This window comes from Curvibacter sp. GW821-FHT09D12 (genome assembly GCF_059416245.1).
This window is the reverse complement of record NZ_JBWKOU010000004.1, coordinates 233,182-245,792: the sequence shown is the minus strand read 5'-3', so window position 1 is coordinate 245,792 and position 12,611 is coordinate 233,182. Positions and strand designations below refer to the sequence as shown.

General features: G+C 68.3%; 9 protein-coding genes. 7 read left to right on the top strand and 2 right to left on the bottom strand.

The window, feature by feature from the left end:
* Positions 1 to 61: 61 nt before the first annotated feature.
* Positions 62 to 2,455: a phosphoenolpyruvate synthase gene (ppsA, locus tag AC07PT_RS08295; protein WP_492346872.1), complete on the bottom strand. Its 2,394-nt coding sequence runs from the start codon at positions 2,453 to 2,455 to the stop codon at positions 62 to 64.
* Positions 2,456 to 2,664: 209 nt separating this feature from the next.
* On the opposite strand from ppsA, the gene ppsR reads away from it, so the two are divergent.
* The 7 genes from ppsR to AC07PT_RS08260 all read left to right on the top strand — a co-directional run bounded on the left by ppsR (position 2,665) and on the right by AC07PT_RS08260 (position 11,105).
* Positions 2,665 to 3,486 (top strand): posphoenolpyruvate synthetase regulatory kinase/phosphorylase PpsR, encoded by an 822-nt coding sequence (gene ppsR / locus AC07PT_RS08290; protein ID WP_027475805.1) that lies wholly within the window; start codon positions 2,665 to 2,667, stop codon positions 3,484 to 3,486.
* A gap of 78 nt (positions 3,487 to 3,564) precedes the next feature.
* Positions 3,565 to 4,041, top strand: coding sequence for a bacterioferritin (bfr, locus tag AC07PT_RS08285; RefSeq protein WP_492346871.1), 477 nt, complete (start codon positions 3,565 to 3,567; stop codon positions 4,039 to 4,041).
* 348 nt (positions 4,042 to 4,389) lie between these two features.
* A complete protein-coding gene (locus tag AC07PT_RS08280) occupies positions 4,390 to 6,519 on the top strand; it encodes a TonB-dependent receptor (protein WP_494656393.1) in 2,130 nt (709 codons plus the stop codon).
* Positions 6,520 to 6,531: 12 nt separating this feature from the next.
* Entirely contained in the window at positions 6,532 to 6,807 is a 276-nt protein-coding gene (locus AC07PT_RS08275) for an iron transporter (protein ID WP_492346869.1), read from the top strand.
* A gap of 12 nt (positions 6,808 to 6,819) precedes the next feature.
* Positions 6,820 to 8,415 (top strand): PepSY-associated TM helix domain-containing protein, encoded by a 1,596-nt coding sequence (locus tag AC07PT_RS08270; protein WP_494656392.1) that lies wholly within the window; start codon positions 6,820 to 6,822, stop codon positions 8,413 to 8,415.
* Entirely contained in the window at positions 8,408 to 8,773 is a 366-nt protein-coding gene (locus AC07PT_RS08265) for a DUF3325 domain-containing protein (RefSeq protein ID WP_492346867.1), read from the top strand. The genes AC07PT_RS08270 and AC07PT_RS08265 overlap by 8 nt, the downstream gene beginning before the upstream one ends.
* 100 nt (positions 8,774 to 8,873) lie before the next feature.
* Positions 8,874 to 11,105: a TonB-dependent siderophore receptor gene (locus AC07PT_RS08260; protein ID WP_494656391.1), complete on the top strand. Its 2,232-nt coding sequence runs from the start codon at positions 8,874 to 8,876 to the stop codon at positions 11,103 to 11,105.
* Here the strand turns inward: AC07PT_RS08260 and AC07PT_RS08255 are convergent.
* Positions 11,093 to 12,601, bottom strand: coding sequence for an efflux transporter outer membrane subunit (locus AC07PT_RS08255; RefSeq protein ID WP_494656390.1), 1,509 nt, complete (start codon positions 12,599 to 12,601; stop codon positions 11,093 to 11,095). The two genes, AC07PT_RS08260 and AC07PT_RS08255, sit on opposite strands and share 13 nt — an antisense overlap.
* Between the last annotated feature and the right edge of the window lie 10 nt (positions 12,602 to 12,611).

Sequence of the window (12,611 nt, the reverse complement as noted above, 5' to 3'; positions counted from 1 at the left end):
GCCCGTCAGGCCTAGGTCTTACCCCGGCGACGGCGGCTCCGATGCCCCCTCATGCACTGGCTCAGAGGCCGGCCAGGCGCTTCCAGGTGTCGATCACGCTGTCCGGGTTGAGCGAGATCGAGGCGATGCCCTGATCCGCCAGCCACTGGGCAAAGTCGGGGTGGTCGCTGGGGCCCTGGCCACAGATGCCGACGTACTTGCCTTGCGCCTTGCAGGCGGCGATGGCGCGGCTCAGCATGGCCTTGACGGCCGGGTCGCGCTCGTCGAAGTCGGCGGCCAGCAGTTCCAGGCCCGAATCACGGTCCAGGCCCAGCGTGAGCTGGGTCAGGTCGTTGGAGCCGATCGAGAAGCCATCGAAATACTGCAGGAACTCATCCGCCAGGATGGCGTTGCTCGGCACCTCGCACATCATGATGACCTTGAGCTCGTTCTCGCCACGCTTCAGGCCGTGATCGGCCAGCAGCTGGGTGACGCGGTCGGCCTGGCCCAAGGTGCGCACAAACGGCACCATCACCTGCACATTGGTCAAGCCCATGTCGTTGCGCACGCGCTTGAGGGCTTCGCACTCCATGGCAAAGGCCTCGCCGAAATCGGCACTGATGTAGCGCGCCGCACCACGGAAGCCCAGCATCGGGTTTTCTTCCTCGGGTTCGTAGCGGCTGCCGCCGATCAGCTTGCGGTACTCATTGCTCTTGAAGTCGGACAGGCGCACGATCACCGGCTTGGGCCAGAAGGCCGCAGCAATGGTGGCCACGCCTTCGGCCACCTTGTCCACATAGAAGGCACGCGGCGACGCATGACCCCGGGCCACCGACTCGACCGCCTTCTTCAGGTCGGTGTCGATGTTCGGGTAGTCCAGGATCGCCTTCGGGTGCACCCCGATGTTGTTGTTGATGATGAACTCCAGGCGGGCCAGGCCCACGCCCTCGTTGGGCAGCTGGCAGAAATCAAAGGCCAGTTGCGGGTTGCCCACGTTCATCATGATCTTGGTGTCGATCTTGGGCATCACGCCGCGCTCCACCTCGGTCACCTCGGTCTCCAGCAGACCGTCATAGATGCGACCGGTGTCGCCTTCGGCGCAGCTCACGGTCACCAGGGTGCCGTCCTTGAGCAGGTCGGTGGCGTTGCCACAGCCCACCACGGCCGGGATGCCCAGTTCGCGCGCAATGATGGCGGCGTGGCAGGTGCGGCCACCCCGGTTGGTGACGATGGCGCTGGCGCGCTTCATCACCGGCTCCCAGTTCGGGTCGGTCATGTCGGTGACCAGCACATCACCGGCCTGCACCTTGTCCATTTCGCTGATGTGGTGCACCAGGCGCACCGGGCCGGTACCGATCTTCTGGCCGATGGCACGGCCTTCGGCCAGCACGGCGCCCTGGCCCTTGAGCTTGTAGCGCTGCTCAGCCTTGCCTTGCTGCTGGCTCTTCACGGTTTCGGGGCGGGCCTGCAGGATGTAAAGCTGGCCGTCGGTGCCGTCCTTGCCCCACTCGATGTCCATCGGGCGGCCATAGTGCTGTTCGATCACCAGCGCGTACTGAGCCAGTTGCTCGACGTCGGCATCGGTCAGCGAATAGCGGTTGCGCAACTCGGTGGGCACATCCACGGTCTGGACCAGCTTGCCCGAAGCGGCTTTTTCTTCAGCGCTCGAGAACACCATCTGGATCAGCTTGGAGCCCAGGTTGCGGCGGATCACGGCACGCTTGCCGGCCTTGAGCATGGGCTTGTGCACATAGAACTCGTCAGGGTTCACCGCACCTTGCACCACGGTCTCGCCCAGGCCGTAGCTGGAGGTGATGAAGACCACCTCTTCAAAACCCGACTCGGTGTCGATGGTGAACATCACGCCGGCGGCGCCCAGATCGGAGCGCACCATGCGCTGCACGCCGGCCGACAGGGCCACGTCGGCATGGGCAAAACCCTTGTGCACGCGGTAGCTGATGGCGCGGTCGTTGTAGAGGCTGGCGAACACCTCCTTCATCTTGTGCAGGATGTCGCTCAGGCCCACCACGTTCAGGAAGGTCTCTTGCTGACCGGCGAACGAAGCGTCGGGCAGGTCTTCGGCGGTGGCCGAGGAACGCACCGCGAACGAAGCGGCGGCATTGCCTGCGCTCAGCGTGGCAAAGGCGTCGGCAATCGCTTTTTCCAGGTCAGCCGGGAAGGGCTGGGCCTCGACCATGGCACGGATCTCGGCGCCGGCCTTGGCCAGCGCGTTGACGTCCTCGGTGTCCAGGCTGGACAGTCGGGCATTGATCTTGTCGGCCAGGCCGTCATGGGCCAGGAACTGGCGGAAGGCATGGGCGGTGGTGGCAAAGCCCGTGGGCACCCGCACGCCTTGCGGCAGTTGCGAAATCATCTCGCCGAGGCTGGCGTTCTTGCCGCCAACGGCCTCGACATCGCTCATTCTCAGGTTTTCAAACGGTACGACCAGGGCGGTCGGGCTGAAAAGTGCAGACATGGGAAAGCTCCAGAAGTTAAAACCGGGTCTGCGCTGCCAGCGCTTCGGCCATGGCAGCTGCGGCCCATGCGCGTCGGGCGACTTTGTATTTGTGCTTGTAGGTCAAGACAGCGCATGGTGAGAATTTGGATAATGCGCGATTGTAGGCTTGGCGCGCCAAGACCTGCTGGCGTCAGGCTGACAGACCCTTTTTGGAACCCCCTTCGCAAATGCACACCCGCACAGTCTTCTACATCTCGGACGGCACCGGCATCACCGCCGAAACCTTCGGCAACGCCATCCTGGCCCAGTTCGACATGAGCACCCGCCACGTGCGCCTGCCCTTCATCGACACCGTCGACAAGGCCCACCAGGCCGTGCGCCAGATCAACCACACGGGCGAGATCGAGGGCCGCAAGCCCATCGTTTTCACCACGCTGGTGAACATGGAGGTACTGGCCGTGATCCAGGAAGGCTGCCAGGGCATGTTGCTGGACATGTTCGGTACCTTTGTGCACCCGCTCGAAAAAGAGCTGGGCATCAAGTCGCACCACCGGGTGGGCCGCTTCTCGGATGTCAGCAAGAGCAAGGAATACCACGACCGCATCGAGGCCATCAACTTCAGCCTGGCCCATGACGACGGCCAGTCCAACCGCGACCTGGAGGCCGCCGATGTGATCCTGGTCGGGGTGAGCCGCAGCGGCAAGACCCCCACCAGCCTGTACCTGGCCATGCAGCACGGCCTGAAGGCCGCCAACTACCCACTGATCCCCGAAGACTTCGACCGCCGCCAGTTGCCGCCGGCCCTGCTGCCACATCGCAAAAAGCTGTTCGGCCTGACCATCCACCCCGAGCGCCTGTCCGAGATCCGCAACGAGCGTCGCCCCAACTCACGCTATGCGAGCCTCGAGAACTGCCGCGCCGAGGTCAATGAAGCCGAGGCCATGATGCGGCGCAGCGGCATCCGCTGGCTCAGCAGCACCACCAAGTCGATCGAGGAGATCGCCACCACCATCCTGCAGGAGATCCGGCCCGAGCGCCTGATTTACTGAGATCCCCGCCAAATCGGGTGCAACAGCGCCTTGTTCTGCACCACAATCCACCGATCACCCCAACCGGAAGGACACCCCATGAAAGGCGACCCTCAAGTCATAGCCCACCTGCAGGCCCAGCTCAAGAACGAGCTGACCGCCATCAACCAGTACTTTCTGCACTACCGCATGCTCAAGCACTGGGGCTTCGACAAGCTGGCCAAGAAGGAATACGCCGAATCGATCGGCGAGATGAAACACGCCGACTGGCTGATGGACCGCATCTTCATGCTGGACGGCCTGCCCAATCTGCAAGACCTGGGCAAGCTGTCGGTGGGTGAGGACGTGCCCGAAATCCTGCGCTGCGACCTCGGCGCCGAGCAAGGCGCCCAGGCCACCATCAAGGCCGGCATGGCCCACTGCGAAAGCGTGCGCGACTACGTCTCGCGTGACCTGCTGCAGAAGATCCTCGACGACACCGAAGAGCACATCGACTTCCTGGAGACCCAGATCGACCTGATCGACAAGGTGGGCCTGCCCAATTACCTGCAGTCGCAGATGGGCGAACACGAATAAGCACCCCCGCGGTGCCACTTTCCATGGGCCTTCGGGCCCATTTTTTTTGCTCGGCCCCAATCCATCGCGCCGATCTTGACTCCTGTTGCGTCAAGTTGTTGCGAATACTTCTCATTTGTAATGTAAACTTGCGCCACGCCAGCCAAGCCCGACACGGGCCCCGCCAGCCCCGGATCCTGTGTGCCGGCCCTCGTGGCCCCGGGCGCCTGGCGGGCCTCTGGCCTGCGCGCGGCCCCTCAAGGATCGGGCGCGCCGTGGGGCGCCTCCGACCTCGGCACGCCGGCTCCGGCTCACGCAGGGCGCTCCGCCCCCTGCCCCCGGACCCACCCCGTGCCCCGAGGCCCAACCATGTTTCAGCAACGCATTTTCCGCCGTGGCCCGCTCGCCCTGGCCCTGTTCACCGCCTTCGGCCTGCCGGCCCTGGCCCAGACCCTGCAGGAAGTCACCGTCAACGGGGCCCAGGATGAGGGTTATTCACCCGCCAGCAGCCGCAGTGCCACCAAGACCAGCGCGCCCTTGCGCGACATTCCGCAATCGGTGCAGGTGGTGCCGGCCCAGTTGCTGCGCGACCAGGGCGCCCGTTCGATGGAAGATGCCCTGCGCAACGTGCCCGGCGTGGCCATGAGCACCGGCGACGGCCAGCGCGACCAGGTGGTGATCCGCGGCTTCACGGCCCTGGCGGATCAGTTCATCGACGGCGTGCGCGACGACGCGATGTACTTCCGCGACCTGGCTGACATCGAACGCATCGAAGTGCTCAAGGGCCCGGCCGCCGTGCTGTACGGGCGCGGCTCCTCGGGCGGGCTGATCAACCGCGTGACCAAGAAGCCGCAATTTGGCGTGACCCGCGGCGAAGCCACGCTGGGCCTGGGCAGCTTTGACTACCGCCGCGCCACCGCCGACCTGAACCTGGGCTTGAACGAGAGCGCCGCCTTCCGGCTGAACGTGGCCAAGGAAGACTCGGGCAGCTACCGCGACCAGCAATTTCTCAAGCGCTACAACTTCGCCCCCTCGCTGGCCCTGAAGCTGGCCCGCGAAACCGATCTGCTGCTGCAGTACACCGACGCCGACGACCGCCGCCTGACCGACTTCGGCATCCCGGCCCTGAACGGGCGCCCGGTCAATGTGGCCGCCAGCACCTACTACGGCTCGGGCCAGGCCGCGCGCGACGACACCACCACCAGCCATGTGCGCGCCTTCACGTCCACGCTCAACCACCGCTTCGACGAGGCCCTGTCGCTGCGCAACGTCACCCGCATCCAGGGCTACGACCTGCGTCGCTTCAACACCCTGCCCAGCGGCACCACCGACCCGGTGACCCAGACGGTGGGGCGCACCCGCTCCTTCATCTTCCGCGACGAATCGAGCCTGTTCAACCAGACCGACCTCACCTGGCGCAACCAGTTGGGCGGCTTCCAGCAAGAGTGGCTGATGGGCCTGGAGCTGGGCTCGCAGAAAAAGACCGCCTGGTCGGTCTCCGGCGGCACAGTCGACCGGGTCAACCTGTTCAACCCCGGCAACGTGGTGCCGCCCGCCATCGCGGCCAGCGCCTACGCGGCCGACAGCGCCATCCCCAGCCACACCTCGCTGGGCACCAGCGCGCTGTATGCGCAAGACCAGATCACCCTGTCGCCGCAATGGAAGGCCCTGCTCGGCGCCCGCTACGACGTGTTCAGCCAGGACACGGCTTTCGAGCGCAAGCTCAGCCCACTGAGCCGCACCGACAAGAAGTTCAGCCCCCGCGCCGGTCTGGTCTGGCAGCCGGCCGACTGGCTGTCTTACTACGCCTCGTACAGCCGGTCCTTCCAGCCCTCGGGCGAAAGCCTGGCCCTGTCGTCCAGCAACGCCGCCAGCGCCCCCGAGATCACGGAGAACCGCGAGATCGGCGCCAAGCTCGACCTGCTGGATGGCCAGCTCAACCTGACCGGGGCCCTGTTCCGCCTGGAGCGCGCCAACATCAAGAACACCGACCCGAACCGGCCCTCGGTGATGATCAATGTGGGCAAGCAGCGCACCGATGGGTTGGAGCTGACCGCCACCGGCCGACTGCCCGGCCGCTGGGACCTGAGCGCCGGTTACGCCTGGCTGAACGGCCGCATGGTCGAGTCGGTGGCCACCACGGCCTCCAGCCAGTTGCCCGTGGTCAACGTGTCGGCGCTGGGCAAGGTGCCCGCGCTCACGCCGCGCCACTCGGGTTTTGTCTGGGCCATGAAGGACCTGGGTCAGGGCCTGCGCCTGGGCGGCGGCCTGAGCGCGGTGGGCGCCCGCTACACCTCGCTGACCAACCTGGTCACCCTGCCGGGCTACACCACCCTGGACGCCGCGGCGCATTACGAGCGCGGCACCTGGGCGCTGGACGTGAACCTGAAGAATGTGGCCAACCGCAAGTACTACGTGTCCAGCCACGGCAGCAATGACAACCTGATCCTGCCGGGCTCGCCACGCGCCCTGCAGATGACGCTGCGCACCACCTTCTGAGCCCGGGGCCCCATGCACGCCAAACCCCTTCATGTGGCGGCCCGGGTGGTGGCCGCCCTGCCGGGCGGCTACCTGATCAGTGCCTGCAGCATGGGCCTGCTCAGCCGCCTGCTGGTCCTGGCCGGCCTGCCCCGCAGCGAGGCCGTGGTGGCCACCGCCATGCTGGGCTTTCTGATCTACCTCGCCTGGTTGCTGTGGGCCTTCAGCGTGCGGCGCCTTCGCCGTCTGTGGGCCACCGTGCTGCTGGGCAGCGCCGCCTGCCTGGCCCTGCTGGCCTGCCTGCCCTGAGAAAGCCCCACCATGCACCCCCATTTCCGCCAATCCATGACCTGGCTGCACAGCTGGGCCGGTGTGCTCGTCGGCAGCCTGTTGTTCGTGGTGTTCTGGATGGGCACGTTGAGCGTGTTCGACCGCGAAATCGACCGCTGGATGATGCCCGACACCCGCCTGGACACCGCCGTGTTGCAAACCCCGCTGCTGCTGGACGGCCCGGTCGGCGCCCAGATCGAACGCCTGACCCAGGGCGCCTCGCAATGGTCCGTGGTCTTGCCCTACGAGCGTGCGCCGGTGCTGCGCCTGAGCTGGCGCCCGCCAGGCAGCGCCCTGCCCGAGCGGCGCTACCTGCACCCGCGCACCGGTGCCGTGCTCAACGAGGTCGAGACCCTGGGTGGCTCGGGCTTCATCTACCCCTTCCACTACAGCCTGCACCTGAAATGGAAAGACCTGGGCTACTGGCTGGCCGGCCTGGCGGGCCTGGCCATGCTGGTCGGCGTGGTCAGCGGCGTGGTGATCCACCGCAAGCTGCTGGCCGACTTCTTTCTGTTCCGCCCACGCAAGCAGTTGCCCCGCGCCAGCCTGGACCTGCACAACCTCACAGGCGTGTTGTTGCTGCCGTTTCACTTTGCCATCGCCTTGTCGGGCTTGATCGTCTTCATGGGCATCTACTGGCCTGCCGCGCCCTGGGCCGCCTACCCGGGCGCCGGGCCGGTGGCGGCCCAACGGGCCTTCCAGGCCGAAGGCATGGGGGTCTATCGACGCCCCCCCGCGGGCCGGCCCGCCGAGCACGCCCCCAAACTGGACGAGCTGCTGGCCCAAGCCCGCCAGCATTGGCCCGGCAGCGAGGCCTACTTCCTGCGGGTCTGGCACCCAGGCGACGCCAACAGCTATGTGGAGCTGCGCCGCTCGCCTCAGGACCAGGTGCCCCTGGGCCTGGAACAGCTCTATTTCGATGCGGCCAGCGGCACCCTGCTGCACGAGTTCAACGAAGCCCCGGTGATGCGCGTGCAGCGCTTCATCAGCGGCCTGCACTATGTGCAGTTCAAGCACTGGACGCTGCGCTGGCTGTACTTTGCGGCCGGTCTGGGCGGCTGCGTGATGATCGGCACCGGCTTTGTGTTCTGGCTCGAAAGCCGGCGTGTCCGCCACACCCGTCAGGGCCTTCGCGGCGTGCGCCTGGTCGAGGCCCTGAGCATCGCCACCCTGCCCGGCGTGATCGGGGCCACCCTGGCCTTTCTGATCGCCAACCGGCTGCTGCCGGCCCAGGTCGGATTCGGCGGGCTGGGCCGCGCCGACCTGGAGATGGCCGCCTTCTACCTGTGCTGGCTGCTCAGCCTGGCCCATGCGGCCTGGCGCGGCCACCCGGCCTGGGCGACCCAGGTGCGGGCGGTGGCCATCGCGGCGGCGGCCGCCGTGTTGCTCAACGCCCTCACCACCGGCATGCCCCTGTGGCGCAGCCTGCAGCAAGGCCAATGGGGCGTGGCCGGCGTGGACTCCGCCCTGCTGTGCCTGGCGGCCCTGAGCGCCTGGACCGCATCGCGGCTGCACCGCCCCGTACCCCACCGCGGGGCAGCAGGCCTGGCAAGCGCTGTGCCGGCCCCTGGAGAACGACATGCATGACGCCATTTGGATGGGGGCCGCCGGCCTGCTCAACACGCTGGGCATGGCCTGCCTGGCCCTCAGCCAGGAACGCCACCGGGACACACTCGGCATCGGACGCCATCAGCCCCCGACGCACGCGACCTTGCGCCGCTGGCGCCTGCAGGGCGCGGCCCTGCTCGCCCTGGCCTTGGGCCTGTGCCTGTGGCAAGACGGCGCGGCCTTCGGCAGCCTGCTGTGGCTGATGTTGTTGAGCGCGGGCGCGCTCGCCGTGGCCCTGCAACTGAGCTTTGGCCCCAACACGCTGCGCTGCTTGCTGGGCGGGCAAGACAAACCGCCCACCAACACCAACACCCGCACAAGCGCAGGCACGGGCTGAAGCCCCCCTGACGCCCTTTTCAGCCAGGTGTCCAGGCCGCCCGCCTCGGCAGGTGCCGCCCCAGCCAATGACTCGCAGCCCAGAGGATGAACCCTTGACCATGACACCCTGCATGCTACATGCCGGTCGCCCCCCCAGCCCGGCCCACCGCCTCTCCGCTCTCGCGCCCAGGCCCCAACGCCTGCGCGCCATCACCCAGGCCACACTGACCCTTTGCAGCCTGGCGCTGCCCGGTCTGTCGCAGGCTCAGGGCACGGCCTCCACCGATGGGGTGGCCGAAAAAGCCCTGTCCTCCGTCACCATCCAGGCCCGGCCCGAGCCCGAGAGCGCCACCACCCCGGTGACAGGCTTCGTGGCCCGGCAAAGCGCCAGCGCCACCAAGACCGACACCCCGGTGCTGGAAACACCCCAGGCCATCTCGGTGGTCACCCGCGACCAGATCGAGGCTCAGGGCGCCACCACGCTGCGCCAGACCACGGCCTACAGCGCCGGCATCGTCTCCAGCTATTTCGACAGCCGCGTCGACAGCTTCAAGGCCCGTGGTGGCGACGTGACCCAGTACCTGGACGGCCTGCTGCGCAGCTACGGCACCTACAACACCACCCGCCCCGACCCCTACACCCTGGAGCGCGTGGAGTTGCTGCGCGGGCCCAGTTCGGTGCTGTACGGCCAGGGTCAGATCGGCGGGGTGCTCAACCTCAGCTCCAAGCGTCCGCAGGCTGAAACCCAGCGCGAAATCCAGGTGCAACTGGGTAACCATCAACGACGCCAGATCGCAGCCGACCTGACCGGGCCACTGGACGCCGAGGGCCAGTGGCTGTACCGCCTGATCCTGGTCGGCCGCGACAGTGGCACCCAGGTCGACCACGTGGCCGACGACCGCACCGTGGTCGCCCCCACGCTCACCTGGCGCCCCAGCGCCGACACCTCGCTCACGCTGCAGGGCCTGTACCAGCGCGACCAAAGCGGCTCTCTCATCGGCTTCTTCCCGTGGCAAGGCACCCTGCTGCCCAGTGCCTACGGGCAGATCCCCACCAGCACCTTCATCGGCGAACCGGGTTGGGACGCCTACAACACCCGCCAGAGTTCTCTGGGCTACCTGTTCAGCCACCGCCTGAACGAGCAATGGACCCTGCGGCAAAACCTGCGCGCCACAGAAAGCGAGGTGGACTACCGCACCGCCTACACCAGCTTCACGGCCAATGCCGCCACCGGCCGCCCGGCGCGGCCGGTGTTCAACGCCGACAACCGCACCGTGGCCCGCGACCTGGTGCAACAGCTCAACACCGGGCGCATGGTGCTGATCGACAACCAGGCCGAGCGCAGTTGGCAAAGCGGCGCCGTCGGCCACCGGCTGCTGCTGGGCCTGGACCTGCAGCGCAACCAGACCGGCCAATGGACCGGCCGTGGCAAGGCCGGTGACATCGATGTGTACCAGCCGGTCTATGGCAATTACACCCCGCCGGCCACCCTCACTCGCCAGCCCTCGGTGACACAACGCCAATTGGGCCTCTACGCCCAGGACCAGATCGCCTGGGAGCGCTGGCGCCTGACCCTGGGGCTGCGCCACGACAGCGCCCAGACCGACACCGAAGGCCGGCCGGCCGCCGCGATCGACGACAAGGCCTGGAGCAAGCGCGCCGGCCTGAGCTACCTGGCCGAGGGCGGCTGGGCGCCCTACCTGAGCTACTCGGAATCCTTCCTGCCGCTGGGCGGAGTGGACGTGTACGGCAGCGCCTACAAGCCCCAGCGCGGCAAGCAATGGGAGGCGGGGGTGAAGTGGCAACCACCGGGTGGCGGCATCACGGCCTATGCCGCGCTGTACGAGCTGCGCGACACCAATCGCAAGACCACGGACCCGGCCAACCCGCTCAACAGCCTGCAGATCGGTGAGGCCCGGGTGCGCGGGGCCGAACTGGAGGTGACGGCCAGCCTGAGCCGGCATTGGGACTGGACCGGCAGCTATGCCTGGACCGACGCCCGGGTGAGCCGCAGCACCGGCGCCGACCAGGGCAAGCGCTTGCAAGGGGTGCCCGAACACAGTGCGGCACTGTGGCTGATGCACCGCTTTGCCGGCCAGGGCCGCGGCGGTCTGTCGGCCGGCCTGGGGCTGCGCTACCTCGGTGAATCGTGGGATGGCACCGACAGCCTTCGCACGCCGGCCAGCACCCTGCTGGACGCGATGGTGGCCTACGACCAGGGCCACTGGCGCCTGGCCCTGAACGCGGTGAACCTGACCGACAAGGTGCAGATCACCACCTGCCTGACCCGCGGCGACTGCTTCTACGGCCAGCGCCGCACGGTGGTGGCCACAGCCACTTACCGGTTCTGAAGCCGGGCCAGGGTCGGGAGGGGGTCTCTCGCGGAGGCCGCCGCCGCACCCGGGCCATCGCCCCAGCCGCCCCCCAGGGCCCGCACCAGGGCCACCGTGGCCACGGCCTGGCCGGTGCGCACCTGCAGCTCGGCCCGGCGGTTGCGCAGTTCGGCCCGACGCGCGTCCAGCAGTTCGATCTGGCTCACAAAGCCATGCCGGTAACGTGATTCGGACAAGGCCGTGGCACGGCGCGCGGCCGCCACGGCTCGGGCCTGGGCCTCAGCCTGGGCGGCCAGCAGGTTCAGGTTGCTGAGCTGGTCCTCGACCTCGCCGAAGGCGTTCAGCACCTGACCGCGGTAGACCGCCAGGGCCGCATCCAGTCGCGCCTGGGCGCCCTGCACCGCCGCCTCGCGCCGCCCGCCATCGAGCAGCGGCAGCGACAGCAGGGCCCCGGCGCTCCAGGCCCGGGCCGACCACTTGAACAGATCGCCCAGCTCGGGTGAGGCCTGGCCGGCACTGCCGGTCAGGGTCACCGCCGGGAACCAGGCCGTCTGGGCCACGCCCAGCCGCGCCTGGGCCGCCAGCACCGAGGCCTGCGCGGCCGCCACATCGGGACGGCGCGCCAGCACCGTGCCCGGCACCCCGGGCGGCACCACCGGGATGCTGGCCAGAGGCCCGGCCTGGGGCAGGCTGAAACCGGTGGCCACCTCGCCCACCAGCACCGCCAGCGCGTGCGTCAGCAAGGCCTGCTGGCGTTGCAGGGCCAGGGCCTCCGACTCGGTGGCCGCCACCTCGGAGCGAGCTCGGGCCAGGTCCAGTTCGGCCACATCGCCGGCCCGCTCGCGCCGGGTGGTCAAAGCCAGCATCTCGCGCAGGGCCTGCAGGCTCTCGTCGACCAGCACCTGCTCGGCCTGCACCGAGCGCAGCTGCAGGTAGGTCTGGGCCACATCGGCCTGCACCAGCAGGCGCGTGCTCTGCAGCAGGGCCGCCTGGGCCCGCGCGTCCTGGCCGGCGGCCTGGCTGGCCTGGCGCAGGCGCCCCATCACATCGAGCTCATAGGCGGCCCCCAGGCCCAGGCTGGCCGTGGTACTGGGCACCTCGCCCGTCAGCGTGCCGCGACCGGCCTGGCGGCTCAGACCGGCGTTGACGCCCACCTGCGGCGCCCGGGCGGCCTCGGCCGTGCCCAGCAAAGCCCGGGCCTCGGCCAGCCGGGCCGACGCCTCCTGCAGCCGGGTGTTGGCCCCGTCGGCGCGCAGCACCAGATCGGTCAGCACCGGGTCCATGAAATCCAGCCACCAGGCGCCCCGGGGCTGGGCCTCGGCGCCGGGGGCCACGGTCCAACGGGTGCCGTCTGCGCCCAGGCCGGCCGGCTGGGTCTGGCTGAAGGTGGCCGGCAATGGAGGCAGGGCCTGCTCAGCGCCGGGCAAAGGCGTGCTGGCACAGCCGGCCAGCCACAGGGCCGCCCACAGCGGAGTCAGAACACGCAGGGTGCGGGGAATCAAGAAATCAGTCATGGCGTGTGGC